17 protein-coding genes and 1 pseudogene are annotated in these 24,064 nt (G+C 66.1%); 7 read left to right on the forward strand and 11 right to left on the reverse strand.

The window, feature by feature from the left end; all coding sequences use genetic code 11:
- Positions 1-68 precede the first annotated feature (68 nt).
- From AC3IT0_RS16470 to AC3IT0_RS16485, 4 genes and pseudogenes are all read right to left on the reverse strand, one after another.
- The gene (locus tag AC3IT0_RS16470; protein ID WP_489320761.1) at positions 69-476 is read right to left on the reverse strand and encodes a DUF779 domain-containing protein; all 408 of its coding nucleotides are present in this window, start codon (positions 474-476) and stop codon (positions 69-71) included.
- Positions 476-1,498, reverse strand: coding sequence for an alcohol dehydrogenase AdhP (gene adhP / locus AC3IT0_RS16475; protein ID WP_489320762.1), 1,023 nt, complete (start codon positions 1,496-1,498; stop codon positions 476-478). Before adhP ends, AC3IT0_RS16470 begins: the two co-directional genes overlap by 1 nt.
- Positions 1,499-1,574: 76 nt before the next feature.
- A complete protein-coding gene (gene exaC, locus AC3IT0_RS16480; protein WP_489320763.1) occupies positions 1,575-3,098 on the reverse strand; it encodes an acetaldehyde dehydrogenase ExaC in 1,524 nt (507 codons plus the stop codon).
- A gap of 154 nt (positions 3,099-3,252) precedes the next feature.
- Positions 3,253-3,390, reverse strand: a pseudogene (locus tag AC3IT0_RS16485) (transcriptional regulator); the annotation flags it as partial.
- Positions 3,391-3,821: 431 nt separating this feature from the next.
- Here AC3IT0_RS16485 and AC3IT0_RS16490 point away from each other — a divergent pair.
- Complete coding sequence (locus AC3IT0_RS16490) at positions 3,822-4,292, forward strand: hypothetical protein (protein WP_489320764.1); 471 nt, start codon at positions 3,822-3,824, stop codon at positions 4,290-4,292.
- Between the two features lie 140 nt (positions 4,293-4,432).
- Complete coding sequence (locus tag AC3IT0_RS16495; protein WP_489320765.1) at positions 4,433-6,811, forward strand: PxKF domain-containing protein; 2,379 nt, start codon at positions 4,433-4,435, stop codon at positions 6,809-6,811.
- A gap of 249 nt (positions 6,812-7,060) precedes the next feature.
- Here AC3IT0_RS16495 and AC3IT0_RS16500 read toward each other — a convergent pair whose 3' ends face one another.
- The 3 genes from AC3IT0_RS16500 to AC3IT0_RS16510 all read right to left on the reverse strand — a co-directional run bounded on the left by AC3IT0_RS16500 (position 7,061) and on the right by AC3IT0_RS16510 (position 10,870).
- Complete coding sequence (locus tag AC3IT0_RS16500) at positions 7,061-8,455, reverse strand: helix-turn-helix domain-containing protein (protein ID WP_489320766.1); 1,395 nt, start codon at positions 8,453-8,455, stop codon at positions 7,061-7,063.
- A gap of 155 nt (positions 8,456-8,610) precedes the next feature.
- Entirely contained in the window at positions 8,611-9,999 is a 1,389-nt protein-coding gene (gene xylB / locus AC3IT0_RS16505; protein ID WP_489320767.1) for a xylulokinase, read from the reverse strand.
- Between the two features lie 49 nt (positions 10,000-10,048).
- Positions 10,049-10,870 carry a DeoR/GlpR family DNA-binding transcription regulator gene (locus tag AC3IT0_RS16510; protein ID WP_489320768.1) on the reverse strand — a complete coding sequence of 274 codons (822 nt, stop codon included), beginning with the start codon at positions 10,868-10,870 and terminating at the stop codon, positions 10,049-10,051.
- A 136-nt stretch (positions 10,871-11,006) separates the two neighbouring features.
- Between AC3IT0_RS16510 and AC3IT0_RS16515 the strand changes: the two genes are divergently transcribed.
- Together AC3IT0_RS16515 and AC3IT0_RS16520 are read left to right on the forward strand one after the other, a co-directional pair.
- A complete protein-coding gene (locus tag AC3IT0_RS16515; protein ID WP_489320769.1) occupies positions 11,007-12,374 on the forward strand; it encodes an RbtT/DalT/CsbX family MFS transporter in 1,368 nt (455 codons plus the stop codon).
- Between the two features lie 30 nt (positions 12,375-12,404).
- Complete coding sequence (locus AC3IT0_RS16520; RefSeq protein WP_489320770.1) at positions 12,405-13,892, forward strand: mannitol dehydrogenase family protein; 1,488 nt, start codon at positions 12,405-12,407, stop codon at positions 13,890-13,892.
- A 96-nt stretch (positions 13,893-13,988) separates the two neighbouring features.
- Here the strand turns inward: AC3IT0_RS16520 and AC3IT0_RS16525 are convergent, their stop codons facing one another.
- Positions 13,989-15,443 carry an FAD-dependent oxidoreductase gene (locus AC3IT0_RS16525; RefSeq protein WP_489320771.1) on the reverse strand — a complete coding sequence of 485 codons (1,455 nt, stop codon included), beginning with the start codon at positions 15,441-15,443 and terminating at the stop codon, positions 13,989-13,991.
- A gap of 58 nt (positions 15,444-15,501) precedes the next feature.
- The gene (locus AC3IT0_RS16530; RefSeq protein WP_489320772.1) at positions 15,502-16,497 is read right to left on the reverse strand and encodes a DNA topoisomerase IB; all 996 of its coding nucleotides are present in this window, start codon (positions 16,495-16,497) and stop codon (positions 15,502-15,504) included.
- Positions 16,498-16,617: 120 nt separating this feature from the next.
- Here AC3IT0_RS16530 and rarD point away from each other — a divergent pair, with 120 nt between their 5' ends.
- Entirely contained in the window at positions 16,618-17,577 is a 960-nt protein-coding gene (gene rarD / locus AC3IT0_RS16535) for an EamA family transporter RarD (RefSeq protein ID WP_489320773.1), read from the forward strand.
- Between the two features lie 217 nt (positions 17,578-17,794).
- The gene (locus AC3IT0_RS16540) at positions 17,795-19,369 is read left to right on the forward strand and encodes an IS1182 family transposase (RefSeq protein ID WP_489320774.1); all 1,575 of its coding nucleotides are present in this window, start codon (positions 17,795-17,797) and stop codon (positions 19,367-19,369) included.
- Positions 19,370-19,569: 200 nt separating this feature from the next.
- On the opposite strand, the gene gabT is transcribed toward AC3IT0_RS16540, so the two are convergent.
- Both gabT and AC3IT0_RS16550 read right to left on the reverse strand, forming a co-directional pair.
- Positions 19,570-20,940: a 4-aminobutyrate--2-oxoglutarate transaminase gene (gabT, locus tag AC3IT0_RS16545; RefSeq protein WP_489320775.1), complete on the reverse strand. Its 1,371-nt coding sequence runs from the start codon at positions 20,938-20,940 to the stop codon at positions 19,570-19,572.
- A gap of 93 nt (positions 20,941-21,033) precedes the next feature.
- On the reverse strand, positions 21,034-22,464 hold the full coding sequence (locus AC3IT0_RS16550; protein WP_489320776.1) for an aminobutyraldehyde dehydrogenase: 1,431 nt from the start codon (positions 22,462-22,464) through the stop codon (positions 21,034-21,036).
- Positions 22,465-22,621: 157 nt separating this feature from the next.
- On the opposite strand from AC3IT0_RS16550, the gene AC3IT0_RS16555 reads away from it, so the two are divergent.
- Positions 22,622-24,058 carry a PucR family transcriptional regulator gene (locus AC3IT0_RS16555; RefSeq protein WP_489320777.1) on the forward strand — a complete coding sequence of 479 codons (1,437 nt, stop codon included), beginning with the start codon at positions 22,622-22,624 and terminating at the stop codon, positions 24,056-24,058.
- Positions 24,059-24,064 lie beyond the last annotated feature (6 nt).

Consider the following 24,064-nt stretch of genomic DNA (forward strand, 5'->3'; position numbering starts at 1 on the left):
GGAGGGCCCCAAGTGTCCGTTCGCGCTGGTGGGTGGCGTGCTGGGTGGCTGGTGCGTGGTGCGGTTGGTCAGGCCGGCCAGTCCATGAGGGTGGACCGGATGAGGAAGCGTTTGCCTTCGGGTGCTTCGACGGAAAAGCCGCTCCCCCTGCCCTGCACCACGTCAACTGTCAGGTGCGTGTGGCTCCAGTAGTTGAACTGTTCCCGGGACATCCAGAACTCCAGCGGCTGGGGCTGCAGCCCATCGGACAGGTCAAACAGCCCCAGCAGGACGTCCGAATCGCCGGTGATGAACTCGCCGGCCGGGTAGCACATCGGCGAGGAGCCGTCGCAGCAGCCGCCGGACTGGTGGAACATCAGCGGCCCGTGCTGGAGCCAGAGTTTGTTCAGCAGCTCCACGGCCTCCGCGGTGAGCGCCACCCGGGAAAAGTCCTCCCCGGGCAGCGTCACTGCGGCGTCCAGCCTGTCCTGGGGCATCAGAACCTCAGGACCACACGGCCGTCGATCTTGGCGTGCTTCATCTCGTCAAGAACAGCGTTGACCTCGGAGAGCCCGCGGGTGGAAACCGTGGGGTGGATCTTGCCCTGCGCGTAAAAGTCCAGCGCCTCCTCCAGGTCCTGCCGGGTCCCCACGATCGAACCGCGGACCGTCAGGCCCTTAAGCACAATCTCGAAGATGGGCGCCGGAAAGTCGCCCGGCGGCAGGCCGTTGAACACAATCGTCCCGCCCCGGCGGGCCATGCCGATCGCCTGGCCAAAAGCAGACGGGTGTACTGCGGTGACCAGGACTCCATGGCACCCTCCGGTTTCTCGCTGGATGACCTCTACAGGATCTTCGTGCAGGGCGTTGACGGTGAGTTCAGCGCCGTGGGACTTCGCCAGGGCGAGCTTGTCGTCCGCGATGTCCACGGCTGCGACGCGCAGCCCCATGGCAACCGCATACTGGACGGCAATGTGTCCCAGGCCGCCGATGCCGGAGATGGTGACCCACTGCCCCGGCCTGGCCTCGGTCATTTTCAGGCCCTTGTAGACCGTGACGCCGGCGCAGAGCACTGGGGCCACTTCCACGGGGTCCGAGCCGGCCGGGATCCTGGCCGCAAAGCGGCTGTCCACCAGCATGTACTCCCCGAAGGATCCGTCCACGCTGTAGCCGGCATTCTTCTGCACTTCGCAGAGTGTCTCCCAGCCAGAGCGGCAGTACTGGCAGTCGCCACAGGCTGACCAGAGCCAGGCGTTGCCCACGAGGTCGCCGACGGCGAGGTCAGTGACGCCCTCGCCGAGGGCCACCACTTCACCCACGCCTTCGTGGCCAGGGATGAACGGTGGCGACGGCTTGACCGGCCAGTCCCCTTCCGCCGCATGGAGGTCGGTGTGGCAGACGCCGGTGGTGAGCACCTTGACCAGCGCCTGACCCCGGCCCGGGGTGGGAATGGCGAGCTCCTGGATCTGGAGGTCCTTGCCGAATTCGGTTACTACTGCTGCTTGCATTGTCGTCGTCATTGGCGAAATCCTTGCGTTAGTTTGGAACGGTGGTTAGGGGTGCGGGCGGCCCTGAGGCCGCCCGCCCGTAGCCGGCCTAGAAGAAGCCGAGCTTGTTCTCGTTGTAGCTGACCAGGAGGTTCTTGGTCTGCTGGTAGTGGTCCAGCATCATGGAGTGGTTTTCACGTCCGATGCCTGAGGACTTGTAGCCGCCGAAGGCGGCGCCAGCCGGGTAGGCGTGGTAGTTGTTGACCCAGACGCGGCCGGCCTGGATTTCGCGGCCCGCGCGGTACGCAACGTTGCCGTTGCGGGACCAGACGCCGGCGCCGAGCCCGTACAGGGTGTCATTGGCGATGCCCATGGCGTCGTTGTAGTCGCTGAACTTTGCCACCGAAACCACCGGCCCGAAGATCTCCTCCTGGAAGATCCGCATCTTGTTGTGGCCCTCGAAGACGGTGGGCTGGACATAGTAGCCGCCGGCCAGGTCTCCTTCGAGCTGGGCGCGGGCCCCGCCGATCAGGACTTTGGCGCCCTCCTGCTTGCCGATGTCGATGTAGGAGAGGATCTTCTCGAGCTGGTCGTTGGAGGCCTGGGCGCCCACCTGGGTTTCGGTGTCCAGCGGGTTGCCCTGGATCATTTTCCCGACGCGGGCCACGGCGTCGGCCATGAAGGAATCGTAGATGTCCTCCTGGACCAGGGCGCGGGACGGGCAGGTGCAGACTTCGCCCTGGTTGAAGGCGAACAGCGCGAATCCTTCCTGGGCCTTGTCGTAGAAGGCGTCGTTGGTTTCGGCGACGTCGTTGAAGAAGATGTTGGGGCTCTTGCCGCCCAGTTCCAGCGTGACCGGGATCAGGTTCTGGCTGGCGTACTGGCTGATCAACCGGCCAGTGGTGGTCTCGCCGGTGAAGGCGATCTTGCGGATCCGCGGGCTGGAGGCCAGCGGCTTGCCTGCTTCGACGCCGAAGCCGTTGACGATGTTGAGGACACCGGCCGGGAGGAGATCGCCGATGAGCTCGATCAGGACCAGGATGGACGACGGCGTCTGCTCGGCCGGCTTGAGGACCACGGCGTTGCCTGCGGCCAGGGCCGGGGCAAGCTTCCAGACGGCCATCAGGATGGGGAAGTTCCACGGGATGATCTGGCCCACGACGCCGAGCGGCTCGTGATAGTGGTAGGCGGTGGTGTCGTCATCGAGCTGGGACAGCCGGCCCTCCTGGGCGCGGACCGCGGAGGCGAAGTAGCGGAAGTGGTCCGCGGCGAGCGGAATGTCCGCGTTCAGGGTTTCGCGGACGGGCTTGCCGTTGTCCCAGGACTCGGCGACGGCCAGCATTTCGAGGTTTTCGTCGATCCGGTCCGCGATCCTGTTCAGGATGGCGGCACGTTCCGCGACGGAGGTCTTGCCCCAGGAGGGTGCGATCTTGTGGGCGGCGTCCAGCGCCAGCTCGATGTCTTCCGCGGTGCCGCGGGCCACTTCGCAGAAGACCTTGCCGGTGACGGGAGTGATGTTCTCAAAATACTGGCCCTTGACGGGGGCAACCCACTCGCCACCGATCCAGTTCTCGTAGCGGTCCTTGAACGTGATCTTCGAACCCTCGGTACCGGGCTGTGCGTAAACAGTCATTGCTAGCTCCTTTGCTGTGCATGAGGTGGCCTTGATACTGGGGCCGCCGTTGGTTTCAGCGTAGGAGGGTGAAGGTTGCAGTCAGGTTGCGCGGGTGTGAGCCAGCTCACTGACGGTCCCCACCATGCGGTGATAGAGCCTATCGAAATCCAGGTCAGGCGCTCAGTTCCGCTTCCAGCCGTTCAATGTCGGCGACGACGGCGGCCCGCTTGGGCGAGCGCGGCGGCAGCGGCTTCAGCGCGACAGTCCGGACGACGTCGTCCCTTGCCTCCGGGAGTGCCGCGTACTTGAGCGACGCTGCCGAGGGCCGCGAAGCCGAGCAGGAAGCCAAGCCACACGAATCGGGGACCGAGCAGGGTGCTCATCGAGTTTAAGGCCAGGGCAGCACTGCCGCCCCAGAGCCGACGGCGATGGAGATCAGGCCGCCGGAAATCCGCAACGCCGACTTCGCCTTTGAAGCCTGCGCTGGGAGTTGGGAAGGGGCGGCGCCGCACGTCATGGGAAGAAGTGGCGGCAGAAAGGTTGCCTCAGTATGGCCGTTTTCGCTCATTTCGTACCCTTTCTGCCGCCGGCGACCTGTGGGGAGCCAGTCGAAGCAGCTGATACGGGCGGGCACTGACAATTTCGCAGACAAAGCTGCGGCATGAGGATACGATGCACTCAGCACCACCCGGTCGTCCCGGTCACCACCCGGTCGTCCCGGTCATGGGTGCGTATGCACTGATGGCTTTGGGGGACACAGTGAAGAGAAGAACCGGGATCATCCTGGCAGCAGTCGTGGTCCTTGGGGCCCTAGCGTTCTTTCTTGTCCGGGCTGCCGAGGACAGGGTCACCGCCGACATGGTTTCCCGCGCTGAGCGCTTTTCCATCCCTGCCGACTGGAAGCTGGAGGACAGCGTCGTTCGCAGGGAGATGTTCCTCTGCTTCGAAACCAACCCGTGCCCCAGTATCGCCAAGAGCTGGAACACCGGAAGAGAACTCACCGTCGATGATCTGAAGTCCCTGAGCTCCGATGCAGGTTTTGCCATGAGCGTTGAGGGCAGTTGCAATCGGCGGCCGAATGTCGGCGGCCCAACAACAGTATGTAGCTCGTCGGGAACTGATGGTGAGTACGACTACGACCTGAGCGTCACAAGCCCCGACAAGAACGACAGAGCTGACGTCGTCGTATTGCTCGTGAAACCGCATCGCTGATTCCTTCGCAAAAATTGAGGACGGTTTATCTAGTCAGTGGATGAACCCGCAGGTACTCTGAGACCATTCGGGTCCCGTCCGCGGTCTTGAGCCGCGATTGGCGGCATTTTATGTTCAGTAACCACTTGGGGGTAATTGCTGTGCGTCCAAAATCTTCGTTACGCATCATCGCTGCTGTCCTTACTACCGCCCTGTCCGCGTTCATGCTCCCAGCACCGGCGGTGGCTGCCGACTCTGTCATCGCCGACGCCCTGACCCGCGAATGCGCGAACGTCGAAACCGTTTTCGCACGCGGCTCGGGTCAGATAATGCGCCAGGCAGAAGTGAGGAGATTTCAGGAACAGATCAATGAGCGGATCAGCGACACATTGACCACCAACCACTACGAGTTGGGAAGCCAGCTTGTTAACGGGTTTCAGTATGCTGCAGTCCCTGTCGGCACGGGAACCTGGCAGTCCACTCTAAACACCGTTGGCGCCTTCTCGTCCGGAGGCAGTGCACTCTGGTACGGCACGAGCGTGGACAACGGCGTTGAAGAAATGTCGTCGTACCTCGAATCTCGCTCAGCTAAGTGCCCGTCCTCCTACTTCGTGATGGGCGGCTACTCACAGGGTGCGCAGGTCGCCGGTGAAGCCTATAACGAAAAACTCAGCGACGGTCTGCGCAAGCGCGTCGTGTACCAAGCGTTATTCGGTGACCCACGGCTCTCGCTTCCGGAGGGCGGCGACGGAATCATCTCCCCGAAGTGCTTTGGACTTGCCGAGCCGTCCGAGTGGCGGTTTGACGTTCCAGACTGCGGCGTAGCCCGCGGTGCCCTGGGAGCCCGCTACCCCTACCTTCCAGCCGGCTTCACCTCCAGCACCGGCCTGTCGTGCGCCACTCACGACTTCGTGTGCGGTTCCAGCCCCTATCCGTGGGACTCCGAAGGACATGAAACCTATGCCAATCCCGGCCTCAGCATCGACCGGGCAGCCGTCGAAATCGCCAAACGACTCAAGCCGCTGCTGCCCGCCGGCCAAGTGAACGACACGGTCACACTGCCTGGAGCCGGCACGTCCGGACTGGACGTGGTCTTCCTGATCGACTCGACCGGATCGATGTGGAGCCGAATTCAGGCAACAAAGGCTTTCGCAGCCGAAATGGCCGACACCATCAAGACAAACCGCGGCCGTGTCGCCCTCGTTGAATACAAGGACGCCGGAGACCAATTCACGGCCCGGATCCTCAGCGGGTTCCAGGAAGACACAACAGAGTTCAACACCCAGCTCTCCACCATTTACGCCGACGGCGGCGGGGACCGGCCGGAGGCGGCCCTGCACGCCCTCATGACTGCCTTCAATGGCTTGGACTGGAGAGACGGTGCCACCAAGGCCGCGGTGGTCCTGACCGATGCCGACTACCACGATCCTGATCTGGTGGACGGAAGCACGCTCGCGTCGGTCGCCAAGAGGGCGCTGGAGATCGACCCCGTGAACGTCTACCCTGTCGTTCCCTCCTACTTCAGCAGCTTCTACTCCGCACTTGCCCAGGCAACAACAGGCCAGGTAATCGTCGACGGCGGTGACACGAAGGCCGCCCTGACCACCGCGCTGACCAGGCTTCAGGAACGGCCTGTCGCCATCCTCCAGCACCCGGCCTACTGGGGGCCAGCCGGGCAGGAATTCACGTTCGACGCTTCGGCCTCGTACTCACCCAATTCCTCCATCGTGAAGTATGACTGGGACTACGACGGCAACGGGATCTTTGAAGAATCCGGCACTGCTCCGGTCGCCAAGCACACTTACCCGATCAAATCGGACGGGTTCATGCAGGTCAGGATGACGGATGCCAACGGCCTTGTTGCGAACGCTTCAGCGGCCGCCCACGTCGGGTCCGGTCCGCGTGATGGTCTCCCCACTGCCCCGCTGAACGTTAAGGCCGTGGCGACTTCCACGGCCGCGGGTACGAGCACCGTCCAGGTGACCTGGGAATCCAGTGACCCGCTGGTCGGCATCTGGGGCCTGAGCGTGGACGGCATCCCGGCCGGTGCAGTCGACGTGGCTGCACGGACAGCGACGATCACTGACGTGGACCGCGAGAAGGATGTCGAGATCGGTGTTGTCGGCTTCACCGCGGATCATGCAATGGGCACGCCTTCCACGGTGACCTTGCTGGCGGCCAACTCAGGTTACGACTTCGGCGGGTTCCTGGCGCCTGTTGATGCAGCGCCGGCTCTGAATGTCATGACGGCTGGCCGGGCCGTGCCCATGCAGTTCAGCCTCGGCGGCGACTTCGGTATGGACATCCTGACAGCAGGATCACCGACGTCTGTACCCGTCACCTGCGACACCGGGGCGGTCATTGCCGAGGTCGAGACAACATCGACTGCAGGTTCCAGCAGCCTTTCCTACGACGCGGCCAAGGGCACGTACACCTACGTCTGGAAGACAGATAAGACGTGGGCCGGGTCCTGCCGGATGTTCAAGCTGACTCTCAATGACGGCACGTCCCACACGGCGCTGTTCACGTACCGCAGCTGATCCAGATCACCAAGGAAGAAAGAACCCCGGGCCGCAGCTGCCCGGGGTTCTTTCTTTGTAACGGCCGGCCAGGGCTGCGACTACTTGCAGGTGGCCAGGATCCCGGCGATGGCGTTCGGCCTGGGTGACCCACAGCTGGTACTTGGCCTTCACGGCGGTCTGGCGGGCCACATACGACCGGTGATTGAGCTTGTCGAAATCCCGGGCGCCCGGTGATTGGGTCTCGACAGGCTCGACCACCGGCGGCGGTTAGGCGCTCAGTTCGGCTTCCAGCCGCTCAAGGTCGGCGACGACAGCGGCGCGCTTGGGCGAGCGCGGCGGCAGCAGCTTCAGCGCGACAGTCCGGACGCCGACGTCGTCCCTCGCCTCCGGGAGGGCCGCGTACTTAAGCAGCGTCTCGGCACTGCCGTCGGTCAGCACCGCTTCGCGCATGAGCGAGGAGACCCTGTCGCGCAGGTCGATGATGCCCGGCGCCTCGGACCGCGGCAGCACGGCGCCCCGGTAGATTTCCAGCGCAATGCGGTGGGCACCGCGCTGCAGGCAGTTCAGCACCTGGCCGCTGTCCGGGACCAAGTCCATGCTGAGTTTGTACGGCCGGGATCCGGGGACGGCGGCGGGGTTGAGCTGCTGGAGGATCTTGCGCAGCCGGACCATCTCTGCGCGGAGCGTCATGGTGGACCCGTCGCCCGGGTACAGCAGCACACACAACTCCTCCGCGCTCAGGCCGTCCGGGTGGGTGCTGAGGAGGGCGAGGATTTCGCTGTGCCGGGCGGACAGTGCCACGGTCTTGCCTTCGATGCTGAGCAAAGCCTGGTCGCGGCCCAGCAGCTGCAGGCTGTTGCGGTAGAGGCTGCCTTCCTTCGCGCCGCCGGCGCCCGCTCCCCCGGCCCGCGCCGAACCTGGCATGGCCGCGGAACTGTTGTTCCGCCGTCGGGCCGGCCGGCTGGCAAGGGTTGCCGCCAGCTGCAGCCGCTCAACACGGAGCTGCGCCTGAGCGGCAGCGACCGTCGCCTCGACGAGCGACAACGTGTGGGGCGCCACCGCGGTGGCCTTGCCCGTGATGTCCACAACGCCCAGCAGCGCTCCGGAATCAGGATCGTGGAACGGGACGGCGGTGCAGCTCCACGCGTGCACGGACCGCTGGTAGTGCTCTGCTCCGGAGATCTGGATGCCGCGGCCCAGGGCCAGTGCAGTGCCGGGAGCGCTGGTGCCCACTGTGGCCTCTGACCAGTCGGCGCCTGGCACGAACATCATGCCTTCAGCACGGCGCTGCAGGGCCGGATCGCCTTCCACCCAGAGCAGCCGGCCCACCTCATCACCGACGGCAACGAGCAGGCCGCTGTCGTGACTGGGCTGGACCAGGAGCTTGTGGATCACGGGCATGATGCTGGCCAGAGGGTGCTGCCGCCGGTAATCCTCGAGCTCGTCGGTGTCCAGGGCGAGGGGCGCTTCTGGATTGTCAGGGTTGGCGTGCAATTTGGCGGACCGCTGCCAGGATTCCCGGATCAGCCTGCGCAGCCCGGGGATTTCCGGGGCGCCCGGAAACGCCTGGTCGTCGAGCTGCTCATGGGCGGCCAGGGCATCGCGCTGGGCAAGCGCAATCGCTTCGCCGCCGGACGCCGGCGGCAGGATCAGGTTCCTCATCGAACTCCCCTCGGTCCTGCAAGTCTAATGGCCGCCGGCGCGAACCCTCCAGCGCCAACCCTTCTTGCGCGAACGGACACTTGAGGCCCCTCCGGTGAGGGCCTCAAGTGTCCGTTCGCGCCGTTCGCGGGGCTGGGGATGGCTGGGGCCTGCGGCTAGGCCCAGCTTTCCGTCCGGTCACGGAGTTCGGCATAGCGCTCGTAGACCTGCGGCTGCGGTGTGTCCTCAAAGACTGTGGACTCGGCGCCGGGCCACGCCGGCGGCTGGTCAGCGCCGCTGAGTGCCCAGGCCGCCTGGCGCGCCGCTCCAAGCGCCACGTACTCCCCCGGCGCCGGGACATTCACTGCCACACCGAAGACCTGCGGGGCAATTCGTCGCAATGCCTCTGACTGGGATCCGCCGCCGATCAACATGATGCGCCGGGTGGTCACCCCGGTTGCCGCTTCGAGGGCCTTCACCGCATCCCGCAGGGAGCACAGCAAGCCTTCGATGACGGCGCGCGCCAAGTCTTCCCGGTTTGTTGCGGAGGTCAGTCCATGCATGGTGCCGGTGGCCTCCGGACGGTTGGGCGTCCGCTCCCCGTCCAGGTACGGCAGCATCACGGCACCGCCCGCGCCGGGCCGGGCGGACAAGGCCAGCCGGGCAAATTCAGCGTGGTCCACTCCCAGGAGGCGTGCCCCGAACTCGAGCACGCGCGCGCCGTTCAGGGTACAGGCCAGCGGCAGGTTCCGTCCGGTGGCGTCAACGAATCCCGACACCAGGCCGCTGCCGTCATGCACGCTGGCATCAACGACGGCGGAGGCCACCCCGGACGTGCCGATGGACACGCAGACATCACCGGGGCCGAGCCCCAGGCCGAGGGCGGCTGCCATGTTGTCGCCCGTGCCGGCCGCGATTGCCTTGCCGTCGTGAGTAGTGCCGACCACTTCGTTCGGGCCGGCTACTCGGGGCAGGCCGACGGGATGGCCCAGTGCCAGGCGGGCGAGTTCCGGCACAAACTCCCGTGCCGACGTCGAATAGTAGCCTGTGCCAGATGCGTCGCCGTGGTCGGTGGTCATCTCCTGGCGGCCACCCAGGTGCCACGTCAGGTAGTCATGCGGCAGCAGCACATGTTCGGTGCGTGTTGCGCACGCGGGCTCGACATCCCGGAGCCAACGAAGTTTGGACGCGGTCAGCGAGGCGACCATGACGCTGCCGACGGCGTCGGCGCAGGCCTGCGGTCCGCCGAGCTCGTCGACCAACTGGCGCGCCTGCGGCGCGGAAGAGGTGTCGTTCCAGAGGATGGCGGGCCGGACCACTCGGCGGTCAGCATCGAGCGCCACCATGCCGTGCTGTTGTCCGGCTACCGAGACGGCGTCCGCGCGCGGGAGCAGCTCACCGGCGGAATCCGCCAGTGCTGCCTGCCAGGCCGCCGGATCCACCTGCGTGCCATCCGGGTGCGCGGCGCGGCGCAGGGTATGGACTTCACCGGTCTCGGCGTCCACCAGCGCGGCTTTGCAGGACTGGGTGGACGAATCGATTCCAAGGACGAACTGGGGGCTCAAGGAAGCTCCTGAAGAATGAAGGGACGCTCGGTCCAGACGGTGCCGGGCCTTACAGTGCAGGCGCGGTATGAATTGTCAGTCCCAGCCGCTCCAGCTGGGCCCGGTGCGAGGCAGGCAGGTCCGCCGCGACCACGATGTCGTCAAAAACATCCAGATCAACCACGTGGTAGAGGCCGTTGGATTCGAACTTGCTGGTGTCGGCCAGCAGGACCTTACGTTCGGCCACTTCGATGATGGCCTTCTTGGTCAGTGCAGCCTCAGCATCCGGGTGGAAAAGGGCACCGTTTTTCAACGCCGTGGTGGAGACGAACACCACGTCCGCGGCAATGCGCTTGACCTGGTCCACCACCACGGTGCCCAGGAAACTGTCCGTCTCGGAGTAGTACTGGCCGCCCAGGCCCACCAGGGCGATCGACGGATGCTGGGCGATCACGCCCATGAGGCCCAGCGAGTGCGTGATCACCGTGGACGGCTGGCGGTCCGCGATGTACTGCCCCATGGCCCCGACAGTGGTGGAATCGTCGAGGCACACGATGGCGCCGCTGGGGATCAGCCCGGCGGCGGTGCGGGCCAGCAGGTCCTTCTGGACCGAGTTCATATGACGCCGGAGCCTGACATCGCGTTCAGCGAACCTGCGCGGGATCGCCCGGGCACCGCCACGGATGCGTTCCAGCCTTCCGTCCCGGGTCAGCTGGTCCAGGTCGCGGTGGATGGTCATGACACTGACGCCGAAGGTCTCCGCCATCACTTCCAATTTGGCACTGGCGTGCTCCTCCACGAACCGGGCCAAGGCGTGGCGGCGTGCGTCGGGCTGCAGGCCATGGAGGGCTGTTCCGGCGCTGGATTCCACACCGTGCTGTTCGGTAGTCACATTCCAGATGGTAGATCCAATCCCGAAGTGAATCAAACACGATGATTACTTCCCACTTCTAACATGATCTATGTTATCTTTGTGAAATTGTTGTTAGATTGACCACACGGATTCGCAAGCGACGCAAGGAAGCGACATGAGATCTGATGCACTGGCCCGGGAGGCCGCCGACGCAACACCGGCCACTTTCTTCGACCGGCTGGGGCTCCCCCGGCCGCTGATCTGGGGGTTCGTTGGCCTGACCCTGTTTATGATCGGCGATGGCGTCGAGACGAACATCCTGGCGCCCTACCTGACGGACGCCCACGGGTTCTCGATCCCCTTGGCCGGCTCTCTGGTCACTGTCTACGGGATCGCCGTGGCAGTGGCGGCCTTCTTCTCGGCGGCCCTGTCCGATCTGTGGGGCCCGCGGAAGGTCATGATCATTGGAGCGGTGATCTGGATCGTGTTCGAGGTTCTGTTCCTCGGCGTGGCCCTGGCCGCCAGCTCCAACACGGTCCTGATCTTCATCAGCTATGGGCTCCGCGGCTTCGGCTACCCGTTCTTTGCCTACGGATTCCTCGTATGGATCAGCGCCACAGCCAAGGCCAAGCGCCTGGCCATGTCCATCGGCTGGTTCTATGTCGCGTTCAGTGCCGGCCTGCCCACCCTCGGGGCAGCCACGGCCAGCGTCTCCCTGGACATCTTTGGCCTCTCCTACTACCAGACCCTGTGGATCTCGCTGGTCCTGGTGGTGGCCGGCGCTGCCGTGGCGCTCATCGGCGTCAAGGAAAAAACAGGCCGCGCCCCGCTGGTGGAGAATTCCGATCAGGTCTGGGCCACCCTCACGTTTGGCCTGAAGCTGCTGGCCACCAATCACAGGGCGCTGCTGGTGATGCTCACCCGCATGATCAACTCGATCCCCACCTACGGCATGGCCATCTTCTTCCCGGCGCTTTTCCTCGAGCGTTTCAACTGGTCCGTGGGGCAGTTCCTGATCCTGACCACGGTGATCTACGCGGTGAACATCCCCTGCAACCTGTTCTTCGGATGGCTCGGCGACCGCCTCGGCTGGAGCCGCACCGTGACCTGGTGCGGTGCACTCGTGTGCGCCGTGTCCATGCTGGGTCTCTATGTCGTGCCGGACTACGCGGTCAGCCACGGCTGGGCGGCCGCCTACCCGCTCACGCTGCTGATCGGCGCCGTCTTCGGCATCGGCCTGGCCGGCTTCGTGCCGCTCTCTGCCATCGCCGTCTCACTGGCCCCCAAACACCCGGGCGCCGCCATGAGCTCCTACAACCTTGGCATCGGCGCCGCCGTCTTCGCCGGACCACTGCTCGTGGCGCTCCTCTACGGCACGCTCGGGGCTGCCGGCATGGTGTACCTCTTTGCGGGGCTCTACGTCGTGGCGGGCATCTTCTCCCATGCCCTGCGCGGAACACAGCCCGGTTTCGACGGCGTCCCCGCCCCGACCCCCGGCAGCGCCGCCACCGCACCCCAACCCGTGCCAACCACCAGTAACTAACCCACCCCAATCCCTTCAGAGGAGAGCCCCATGGAACTCAGCAACAGCAGCCTGCCACATCTCCCCGAAACGGTCGCGCCGCCGTCGTACGATCGCGCCGCGGTGACCGCCGGCATCATCCACTTCGGCGTGGGCGGTTTCCACCGCGCCCACCAGGCCATGTATCTGGACCGGCTCATGAACGAGGGCAAGGCCCTGGACTGGGGCATCTGCGGCATGGGCGTGATGCCCTCGGACACCAAAATGCGGGATGCCCTCAAGGCCAGCGACGGGCTGTACACCCTGGTGGTCAAGAACCCCGACGGCAGCCGCGACGTCCGCGTCATCGGTTCGATCATCGAGTATGTGTTCGCTCCGGATGACCCGCAGGCGGCCGTCGAACGGCTCGCCGACCCCGCCATCCGGATCGTCTCGTTGACCGTGACCGAGGGCGGGTACAACGTCCACCCCGTTACGGGCGAATTCGACCTCGATAATCCGCAGGTGCGGGCGGACCTGGCCGCACCCCAGCGGCCGCAAACCACCTTTGGGCTGGTCTGCGCCGGGCTCAGGCTGCGCCGCGAACGCGGGATCGCCCCGTTCACCGTGATGAGCTGCGACAACATCCAGGGCAACGGCGAGGTGGCGCAGCGGATGTTCACCGCGTTCGCCACTGCCCTGGAGCCGGAATTCGGCGCCTGGCTGGACGCCGAAGTGCCGTTCCCCAGCTCGATGGTGGACAGGATCACTCCCGTCACCACCGACGCCGACCGCGCCGACATCGCCGTACGCTACGGCATCAACGATGCGTGGCCGGTGGTCAGCGAGGACTTCGACCAGTGGGTGCTGGAGGACAAGTTTGTCGCGGGCCGCCCGGCCTTCGAGGACGCCGGTGTCCAGCTCGTGGCGGACGTGGTTCCGTACGAGCTGATGAAGCTGCGGCTGCTCAACGCCAGCCACCAGGGCCTGTGCTACTTCGGCCACCTGGCCGGATACCGCGCAGTGCACGACGTTGTCCGGAACCCGCTGTTTGCCGGGTTCCTGCTGCGCTACATGGACGAGGAAGCCACCCCCACGCTGTCCCCGCTCCCCGGGGTGGACCTCACGGCGTACAAGCACAAGCTGATCGAGCGCTTCAGCAACGAGTACGTGGCCGACACCGTGGCGCGCCTGTGCGCCGAGAGTTCGGACCGCATCCCGAAGTGGCTCATGCCTGTGGTTCGCGAGAATCTTGCCGCGGGCCGGCCGGTGGAACTGTCCGCTGCGATAGTGGCCAGCTGGGCGCGCTACGCCGAAGGCGTGGACGAGGGCGGCGAGCCGATCGCCGTCGTCGACCGTTTGGCCGACCAGCTGACGGCAGCGGCGCAACACAACCGGGAGGACCTGGACGCCTTCATCGCCAACCGCGAGCTTTTCGGCGACGTCATTGACGACGAACGCTTCCGCAGCGCCTACCGGGACGCGCTGTCCTCACTGCACACCAAGGGCGCCATCGCTACCTTGGAGTCGCTGGTGGGCGCACCGGCACGCAGCCACTAGCGGCCACCCACTTGCGCGAACGGACACTTGAGGCCCCTCTGGCTGGGGCCTCAACTGTCCTTTCGCGCTGTTTTGTTGGTCAGGCAGGGGTCGGGGTCAGGCGCGGGAGATGCTGATCATTTCCTCGCGCGGGACTACTTTGATGCGTTCACGCACGACGTCGGCAGTCCCGTCCGAGCCGGTCACGCCTTCTGTCCATTCGGCGCCGAGGGCTGCTTCGTGCGCGTCCAGCTTGATCCAGCCCTCCCAGGTGGTGAACTCGATGCCGCGCTCGTGCAGGAGATCGATGATGGCCTGCGGATCCGGGTTTTCAGCCGGGGGAAGGGTAAGCCGGTCCTCCAGCAGGAAGCCGATGGTCTCCAGGGCGTCGCCCTTGGTGTGGCCGATCAGGCCGACGGGCCCGCGCTTGATCCAGCCGGTGGCGTAGATTCCGGGGACAGGGTTGCCGCTAGCGTCGAGCACGCGGCCGCCCTCGTTGGGCACCACTCCGCGCTTGGCGTCGTATTCCAGCTCGTCCAGCGGCGAACCGTGGTAGCCGATGGCGCGGTACACGGCCTGGACGGGGTAGTCCACAAACTCGCCGGTGCCCTTGACGTTGCCGGTGCCATCCAGCTCCATGCGCTCAAACTTGATGCCGGCCACCTGGCCGGACCCGCCGTCGTCGAGGTCCTGGTAGATCTCCACCGGGCTGTGCAGGAAGTGCAGGTGCAGGCGGCGGGAGGACGGCTGTTCTGATTCGGCGTGCTCCTCCACGAGCCAGTTGGTCAGCGTGTTCACCATGGTCTTGATCTGGTTGTTGCTGCGGATGGCGTCATCGGAGGCTTCGTCGAACTCGAAGTCCTCCGGGTACAGGACAATATCCACGTCCTTCATGTGGCTCAGCTCGCGCAGTTCCAGCGGCGTGAACTTGACCTGCGCGGGGCCGCGGCGGCCGAAGACGTGGACGTCGGTGACCGGGGAGTTCTTCAGGCCCTGGTAGACGTTGTCCGGGATTTCGGTGGTGAGCAGTTCTTCGGCGTGCTTGGCCAACATCCGGGCCACGTCCAGGGCCACGTTCCCGTTGCCGATTACGGCAATTTCCTTGGCGTCCAGCGGCCACTCGCGCGGCACGTCCGGGTGGCCGTCATACCAGGACACAAAGTCGGCACCGCCGAACGATCCGGCCAGGTCGATACCCGGGACGTTCAGGTCCGCGTCCTTGATGGCGCCGGTAGAGAAGATCACGGCGTCGTAGAAGGCGCGGAAGTCGTGCAGGGTCAGGTCGCGGCCGTACGTGACGTTACCCAGGAAGCGGATGTCGCCCCGGTCCAGGACCTTGTGCAGGGCGTTCACGATCCCCTTGATGCGCGGATGGTCGGGCGCGACGCCGTAGCGGATCAGGCCGTACGGGGCCGGGTAGGCCTCAAAAAGGTCGATGCTGACCTCAAAATCGCCGTCCTTCACCCCGCTGGACTTGGTCAGGATGTCCGCCGCGTAAACACCCGCCGGTCCGGCACCCACAATGGCAACGCGGAGTGGACGCTTGGGGGTGGTTTCGCCTGGGTTGGACACCGGGAGCCCTTCTGGAACGAGGAGTTGCGCGGGACAGGTTGCGCACAATGTCCCCATTCTAAATGTGTTGCAGCGGCACCACATCGCCTTCCCGGTACAGCAGCGCCCGCAGCTCGGACTCGGCGGACTCCGCCCGGTGCGGGTCGATGGTCTCGCCGGCGGCAAAGTGGTCCAGCAGCCGGGGATCTACATAGCTTTTCCGGGCGATCGACGGCGTGTTCCCCAGCACCGCGGCGGTCTCCAGCATGGCGACGCTGATGGCACTCTGCCGCGCCGCGCCGGTCTTCTGCGGGCCGCTGTGTGCCAGGCTGATGGCTGCGGCCACGGTCCCGTGCAGCGTGCGGAAGTCCTTGGCAGTAAAGTCCAGGCCGGTCCGCTCCTTGACGTAGGCATTGATGTCGGCGCTGGTGACCGGCCGCCAGGTCCGGCCGTCCTTGAACGCCAGCAGCCTGGCATTTCCACCGCGGCGCTTGAGCGTCCGCACCAGGGCGGCGAGGTCGGCGTCGTGGATTTCCGACTCCCAGTCCTTCCCGCTCTTGGCCGGAAACCTCAGCTCCAGGTACTCCTTCCGGACCTGGACATGCGCACACAGCAGTGTGGCCAGGCCGCGGCTGCCGTTCTCGTTGGTGTACCGCTCCGATCCCACCCGTAACGACCCGCTGTCCAGCATCCGGAAGGCCGCCGCCAGGACGCGTTCGCGGCTGGGACCGTCGCTGCGCAGGTCCAGGGTGACCAGCCGGCGGGCGGTGGGTAGCGATTCCGCCAGCTGGAGTGCGCGGTCGAACTTCACGCGGTCTTTCCGCTCCCGCCAGGCGGGGTGGTAGATGTACTGCCGCCGGCCCATCGCATCGAGGCCGGTCGCCTGGATGTGCCCGTTGTCGTAGGGCGCAATCCACACGTCGGTCCAGGCCGGCGGGATGCCGACGCTTTCCAGCCGGTCCCGGACAGTCCCCGGCGGCAGTGTGGAGCCGTCCAGGTCCCGGTAGCTGAAGCCCGTCCCGGCGCGCACGCGACGGTAGCCGCGGCCGTTCGCGTTGCTGCGGCGGAGCCTCACGGGGCGGCAACCTGCGGCGTCTTCGGTTCCATGAAGGAAAGCGTACTGAGAATTGACTGGAATATGCGTCCATCAACTGGTGTTAATGGTTAGGTGCCTACGCCCCCTAAAACCGCCTCCTTGGCCAAGTCCACTATTGCCAGCCCCGCAGGGCTCAAAGCTGTAGACAAGGAGACGACGGCGGGAATCCTGTTCGGCTTCGGCGCGTACGGGCTGTGGGGGCTGCTCCCCCTGTACTTCTTCGCGTTGATGCCCGCCGGAGCGGTGGAAATCGTGGCCAACCGCGTCGTGTGGTCGCTGATTTTCTGCGTCCTCCTGATCACCGTCACCCGGTCCTGGCGCACGCTGGCCGGAGCCTTCCGCGACCGTTCGGTGTTCGGCACCCTCGCCATCGCGGCCGCACTCATTGCCGTGAACTGGCTGACCTATACCTATGGCGTCACCACCGGGCAGGCCGTCGAAGCGGCGCTGGGCTACTTCATCAATCCCCTGGTCTCGGTCCTCCTGGGTGTGTTCGTCCTGAAGGAGAAGCTGCGTCCCCTCCAGTGGGCCGCCGTCGGCATCGGGTTTGTGGCGGTGGGCGTGCTCACGGTGAGCTACGGCAAACTGCCCTGGATCGCCCTGACGCTGGCCTTCAGCTTCGGCCTGTACGGGTTCGTGAAGAAGCGCGTCGGCCCGAAGGCGGACGCGGTGACCAGCCTCAGCGTGGAGACCATCGTGCTGGCCCCGATCGCGGCAGCCACCATGGTGTTCCTGGGCGTCAGCGGCTCCGCCACCCTGACCGCCCAGGGCCCCGGGCACTTTTGGCTCCTGGTGGCCTCCGGCGTGATCACCGCGGTGCCGCTGCTGTTCTTCGGCGCCTCGGCCCGCCGGCTGCCCATGACCACCATCGGGCTGCTGCAGTACGTCGCCCCGCTCCTGCAGTTCATCGTGGCCCTGGTGGTGTTCCAGGAAGCCATGACCGCGAGCCGCTGGATCGGCTTCGGCGTGGTGTGGCTGGCCTTGCTGGTGCTGACCGTCGATATGCTGCGGATGGCAGGCAAGAACTCGAGGGCCAGGAAGCTGGCCCGCTCCTCATAGGACAGGCGCGAAGGGACACTTAAGCCCCGCACCCCAAAAGCGCGAACGAACACTTGAGGCCCTGGAAACGCGAGTTTCCAGGGCCTCAAGTGTTCGTTCGCGCCGTTGCGAGGGGACGCTAACTCTGTGCGGGTGCGTCCTAGGACGGCGCTGAACAATGTGGGTGGGTTGAGGCGCGCCTGCTGGACTTCGGGTCGTGGTCGTTAAGACTGGGTACATGCAAGGTATTGAGGCGGCCCAGCGCGGGTATTTGGATGTGGAGGCACTGGCCGGGGAGTTGTTGGCTCCGGGCGGTGCCTACGCTTTTTTGGCGGAGCATCGGGGCCGGCTGTTTCCGGATTCGATGATGGAGGACCTGTTTCCCTCCCGGCGGGGCCGGCCCTCGATCCCGGCCTCGGTGATCGGCACGGTCCTGGTCCTGCAGGCCCTGGAAGGCTTGTCGGACCGGGCGGCCGCGGAGGCGTTGACGTATGACCTGCGCTGGAAGGCCGCCTGCGGGTACGGGCTGACGGAGGCCGCGTTCCACCCCACCGCCCTGGTCCATTGGCGCAACCGGCTGCGGACCAGCGAGAACCCGCACCGGATCATGGAGGCTGTCGCCCAGGTCATTACCGCCACCGGGGTCCTGGCCGGGCGGCACCGCCGGGCGGTGGACTCGACGGTCTTCCAGGACGCGGTGGCCCGCCAGGACACCATCACCCAGCTCATTGCCGTGATCCGGCGCTTCGGCAAGGCCATGGAGCACGGCGCGACACTCATGGCCGTCCACGCGACCTCCTATGACTACACGCGGGTGGGGAAGCCGGATATCGCCTGGGATGACAAGGAAGCAAAAGACGAACTGATTTCCGGGCTGGTCACTGACGCGCTGGCGCTGCTGGCCGCGGTGGACCCCGCCACCCTGGATGACAGGTCCCCGGAGTATCAGGCGTACGTGCTGCTGGCGCTGGTGGCGGGGCAGGACGTGGAGCCGGCCGAGGGCTCCGACGGCACCGACGGGAGGTGGCGGATCGCCCGGAAGGTCGCCCCGGACCGGATCGTTTCCACGGTGGACACCGAGGCCCGGCACGCGCACAAGTCCCGCTCGGTGATGATGGACGGCTTCAAGGGCCACATCGTCGCGGAGCCGGAGACCGGGCTCTACACCAGCGCGGTGCTGACCCGGGCCGCCGGGCCCGGCTCCAGTGACGCGGACGCCGGAATCGTCCTGCTCGGCACGGACCCGACCATGAAAGACGACGCCGTGGACTACCAGGTGCTCGGGGACTCGGCCTACGGTTCCGGTCCCATGCTCGAGACCCTCGATACGGCCGGGCACCAGGGCCTGGTCAAGCCCAAGCCGTTGCGCCCGGCCGTGCCAGGCGGGTACGACCTGGACGACTTCACCCACGACGAAGCAAAGAACACGCTCAGCTGCCCGGCCGGGGAGGTCCGCACGATCAGCCCCCGGGGCAACGTGAACTTCGGCACCGCCTGCAAGGCGTGCCCGCTGCGGGATCAATGCACGAAGGCCAAGGGCGGGCGGAAAGTCGTTATCACCGTCCACCACGCCCGCCAGCGCGCCCACCGCGCCGCCGCCCGCCAGGAAGCATTCAGGCACGACTACCGGGCCTACCGGCCCCTGGTGGAAAGATCCATCGGCTGGCTGGTCGCCGGAGGCAACCGGCGCCTGCGATACCGGGGCGTGGAAAAGAACAACGCCTGGCTGCAGGTCCGCACAGCCGCACTGAACCTTCGGCGACTGCTGAAACTAGGCCTCACCGGCGAAAACGGGGCCTGGGCCCTGGGATAGCACCCAAAATGGGGGGCCGCCCCGGCCCCCGGCCCCGATCCGCGCCGACGGGAGCTATGGACGGCCCGGCAAGGCCCACAAAATTCATGACCGGAATTCCGGCGCCCGGAATCGATGCCCCCAACGAGCCGCCCAAGGCCCCGGAACGAGTCCAAAAGCGAAACCTGCCGCTCCGAATTGTCCCCTTGTTCAGCGCCGTCCTAGGCGTTGGCCTTGATGGCCGCGGCCAGGACGTCCAGGCCGTCGTTCAGCAGGTCGTCGGTGATGACCAGCGGGGGCAGCAGGCGGATGACGTTGCCATAGGTGCCGCAGGTGAGGATGATGACGCCCTCCTTGAGGCAGGCAGCCGCCACGGCCTTCGTCAGCTCCGGGTTGGGTTCCATCGAACCGGCCTGGACCAGTTCGACGGCCAGCATCGCACCGCGGCCACGGATGTCACCGATCACGGATTTCCCGGCGCCGGACAGTTCGGCCTGCAGTTCCTGCAGGCGTCCCGTGGCGAGCTCCTCGATGTGGCGCGCACGTCCGGCGAGGTTGTATTCCTCCATGGACCCGATCGCGGCCAGCGCGGCGGCGCACGCAACCGGGTTGCCGCCGTAGGTGCCGCCCAGGCCGCCGGGGTGGACGGCGTCGAGCAGGTCCGCCCGGCCGGTGATCGCAGACAGCGGCATGCCGCCGGCGATGCCCTTGGCCATGGTGATGATGTCCGGGACAACGCCCTCGTGGTCTACCGCGAACCACTCGCCGGTGCGGCAGAAACCGGACTGGACCTCGTCGGCGATGAACACCACCCCGTTGGCCTTGGCCCAGGCGGCCAGTGCCGGGAGGAAACCCTCGGCAGGGACAATGAAGCCGCCCTCGCCCTGGATGGGTTCGATGATGATCGCGGCAACCTGGTCGCCGCCGATCTGCTTCTCGATCATGGTGATGGCGCGCTTGGCCGCCTCGGCACCGGTGATCGAGGGGTTTTCCTCGCGGTACGGGTAGCTCATGGGCATACGGTAAACCTCGGGCGCGAACGGGCCGAAGTTGGTCTTGTACGGCATGGCCTTCGCGGTCAGTGCCATGGTCAGGTTGGTGCGGCCGTGGTACGCGTGGTCAAAGGCGACGACGGCGTCACGCCCGGTGGCGAGGCGGGCCACCTTAACGGCGTTCTCCACAGCCTCGGCGCCGGAGTTGAACAGCACGGTCCGCTTCTCGTGGTCGCCCGGGGTCAGGCGGTTAAGCTGCTCGGCGAGGGCCACGTAGCTTTCGTACGGCGTGACCATAAAACAGGTGTGGGTGAAGTGCTCCACGGCTTCCTTCACGGCCCCGACGACGGCGGGATCGGACGCGCCGACGCTGGTCACCGCGATGCCCGAGCCGAGGTCGATGAAGGAGTTGCCGTCGACGTCGTGGATGATGCCGCCGTCGGCGTCCGCAACGTAGACCGGAACGGCGGAGGCGACGCCCGCGGCGACCACTGCCTTGCGGCGCTCGGTCAGGGCGATGGACTTGGGGCCCGGGAAGTCGGCCTGGACACGGCGCTTCTGTTCCAGGCGGAAGGTGATTTCACTTGCTGTGGTGCTCATGGGAGGGCCTTTCTTGAAAGCGTGGCGGGGTCTCTCGGTGGTTGAGCTTGTCGAAATCTGGTTTCGACAAGCTCAACCACCGGAGGAGTGTATTTAGGCGTCGAGTGCGCTCATGACGTGCTTGATGCGCGTGTAGTCCTCGACGCCGTACATGGAGAGGTCCTTGCCGTAGCCGGACTGCTTGAAGCCGCCGTGGGGCATTTCGGCAGTGAGCAGGATGTGGGTGTTGATCCAGACCGCGCCGAAGTCCAGGTCGCGGCTCATCCGCATGGCCGTGCCGTGGTCGGACGTCCAGACGCTGGACGCGAGGGCGTATTCGACGTCGTTCGCCAGCTCGAGTGCCTCCGTCTCGGAGGAGAACTTCTGCACGGTGATGACCGGGCCGAAGGTTTCCTTCTGGACGATGTCGTCCGTCTGCTTGGCGCCGGTGACGATGGTGGGTTCGAAGAAGAAGCCCTTGTCCCCGGCACGGTGGCCTCCGGTGACAACCTTGCAGTTCTCCGGGAGGTGCTCCACCACGGAGGTGACGGCGTTGAAATGGTTCACGTTGTTCAGCGGCCCGAAGTAGTTGTCTTCGTCGTTCTGCGAGCCGGTGTGCAGGGTCTTGGTGTGCTCCACCATGGCCGCCACAACGTCGTCGTGGACCGAATCCTCCACCAGCACGCGGGTGATGGCGGTGCAGTCCTGGCCGGCGTTGAAGAACGCGAATTCGGCGATGGCCGCGGCGCTCTTCTTGATGTCGGCGTCCTTGAACACGATGGCCGGGGCCTTGCCGCCGAGTTCCAGGTGGGCGCGCTTGAGCCCCTTCGCGGCGCCGGAGGCCACGGCGATGCCGGCGCGGACCGAGCCGGTGATGGAGACCAGGCCGGGGACCCGGTGTTCCACCATCATGGCGCCGGTTTCGCCGGTTCCCAGCACGACGTTCAGCACGCCGGCGGGGAGGATGGCGCCAGCCAGGCGGGCCAGAACGAGCGTGGATTCGGGGGTGGTGTCGGACGGCTTGAGGACCACGGTGTTGCCGGCGGCGAGCGCAGGACCGACCTTCCAGATGGCCATCAGGAAGGGGTAGTTCCAGGGCGCAACCTGGGCCACCACACCGATCGGTTCGCGGCGCACGTAGGAGGTGTGGCCTTCGAAGTACTCGCCGGCGGACTTGCCTTCGAGGATGCGGGCGGCACCGGCGAAGAAGCGGAGCTGGTCGGCGCCGGCGGCAATTTCCTCGGAGGCAATCAGGCTGCGCACCTGCCCGGTGTTGCGGTGCTGGGCCTCAACAAGTTCGTCGCTGTTGGCCTCAACGGCGTCGGCGAGCTTGAGAAGCATCAGCTGGCGCTGCCCGGGGGTGACGTGCTTCCAGGTCTTGAAAGCGTCCTTGGCCGCGGCCATGGCGGCATCGACGTCGGCCTGGACCGAGACGGGAGACTGTGCCACTACCTCGCCGTTGGTGGGATTGACGATGTCCAGCAGGGCAGTGCCCGCGGGCGTGACGAACTCACCGTTGATGAAGTTCTGCAAGGTTTGAACCACGGTGTACAACCTCTTTCATAGGGGACATCTGCTGCGAAGCGGATGGTTGCGACTGCCTTGAGCCTATGCCAGCACCTTCCCCCCGGGGAATAGCCACCTGCACACCCTTGGCCGCAATGTTTAGTGCGGTTGACCAGCGCCCGTCTATCCTTGAGCCATGGCCATTTCCCTCGCCACGCTGCTCGGCGTGCACTCCCTCCATCTGTCCAATGCAGGCCTTGCCGAGACCACCTGGCACGAGGACATCAACTGGGTTGCCGTCACGGAATTGGAGGACCCGCAGCGCTTCCTCAGCGGCGGCGAACTGGTGCTCACCACCGGCATGCGCCTGCGGTCCGCGCCCGAGCAGCGGCGCTTCGTCCGGCAAGTCCAGCGCGCCGGCGCCGTGGGCATCGGCTTCGGGACCGGACTGACGCACGACGCCGTCCCGCCGGCCCTGATTGCCGAGGCCAACCGCTGGGGGCTGCCGATCGTCCAGGTTCCCTACGAGACTCCGTTCATTGCGATCGGCAAGCTGGTGGCGGAAGCGCAGGCCGCTGACCATGTCACCAAGCTGGAACGCCTGATCGCGGGCCACCAGATCCTGGCCCGCGCCCTCCTCACCGGCGGCGGCCTCACCCAGCTCCTGAAGCACCTTGGCGGCATGCTTAGGACGGAGATTGCCCTCACCCAGTTCACGGCCCACCTGTACAACAGCAGCACCGAGCTCCCCTCCGCGGACACCTGGGCCTCCTACCCCATCCCCACCGGCCGCCGCGATGCCTGCACGCTCTGGGTCCGCCAGCCCTTCGAGGATTCCGGCATCATCGGCTACGCCCAGAACCTGATCAGCGTGGAGCTGAACAACATGGTCAAGCAGCGCCAGGCCCAGCGCGCCCTGTGCGGCCAGGTGCTGGAGGACGTCATCCACGGCGCCCTGGAGACCAGCGAGGCCCAGCGCCGGCTCGCCGGCGTGGGCCTGAACAGCACACGCAAGAACGTGGTGCTGCTGGCCGTTTCGGCCGCCCATCACAAGGCCCTGGTGAGCACGTCGGTGCCGCAGCCGCTGGAGAACGCGGTGGCCGCCGTCGTCGGGAAGGACCTGGTGGTGGTGATAAACGACGACGGCGGCGCGGCACCCGCGCTGGCCAGGAACCTCAGCGACCACCTGGCTGAGGCCGGGATCCACGCGACGATCGGGATCGGCGGCGCGTACACCAAGCCGAACGGCCTGCGCTGGAGCTACTTCGAGGCGCGCGATGCGGCCAGCCACGGGCTGCCGGTGAACGAGCCGGAACGCCTGAGCCTGACCTCCCTGTTGCTGGCCAGCGAAGACGTTCCCCTGGCCGATATGGCCCACGAGTCGCTGAACCCGCTGCGCGCGTTCGACGCCGCCCACGGTGCGGAACTGGTGACCACGCTCGAAAGCTACCTGAACAACAACGGGTCCGTGGCCGCCGTCGCCGAAGCCCTGACCCTGCACCGGAACACCGTGCGCTACCGGCTGGCGCAGATAACCGAACTCACGGGCTACGATCCTTCGGTCACGGCGGACCGTGTGCAGCTGTGGCTGGCACTCGCCGTGTCGCGGCTCGGAGCCCGGCAGGCCAGGTAGGCCGCT

The organism is Pseudarthrobacter sp. KH_020_B (assembly GCF_057840185.1).

What these genes read in the sequence shown, in the direction of transcription:
- AC3IT0_RS16490 (WP_489320764.1), top strand. Translation starts at nt 3,822, where the DNA reads ATGGCTTTGGGGGACACAGTGAAGAGAAGAACCGGGATCATCCTGGCA.
- AC3IT0_RS16500 (WP_489320766.1), bottom strand. Translation starts at nt 8,455, where the DNA reads ATGAGGAACCTGATCCTGCCGCCGGCGTCCGGCGGCGAAGCGATTGCG.
- gabT (WP_489320775.1), bottom strand. Translation starts at nt 20,940, where the DNA reads ATGAGCACCACAGCAAGTGAAATCACCTTCCGCCTGGAACAGAAGCGC.
- AC3IT0_RS16520 (WP_489320770.1), top strand. Translation starts at nt 12,405, where the DNA reads ATGGAACTCAGCAACAGCAGCCTGCCACATCTCCCCGAAACGGTCGCG.
- AC3IT0_RS16555 (WP_489320777.1), top strand. Translation starts at nt 22,622, where the DNA reads ATGGCCATTTCCCTCGCCACGCTGCTCGGCGTGCACTCCCTCCATCTG.
- AC3IT0_RS16540 (WP_489320774.1), top strand. Translation starts at nt 17,795, where the DNA reads ATGCAAGGTATTGAGGCGGCCCAGCGCGGGTATTTGGATGTGGAGGCA.
- AC3IT0_RS16515 (WP_489320769.1), top strand. Translation starts at nt 11,007, where the DNA reads ATGAGATCTGATGCACTGGCCCGGGAGGCCGCCGACGCAACACCGGCC.
- AC3IT0_RS16470 (WP_489320761.1), bottom strand. Translation starts at nt 476, where the DNA reads ATGCCCCAGGACAGGCTGGACGCCGCAGTGACGCTGCCCGGGGAGGAC.
- exaC (WP_489320763.1), bottom strand. Translation starts at nt 3,098, where the DNA reads ATGACTGTTTACGCACAGCCCGGTACCGAGGGTTCGAAGATCACGTTC.
- adhP (WP_489320762.1), bottom strand. Translation starts at nt 1,498, where the DNA reads ATGACGACGACAATGCAAGCAGCAGTAGTAACCGAATTCGGCAAGGAC.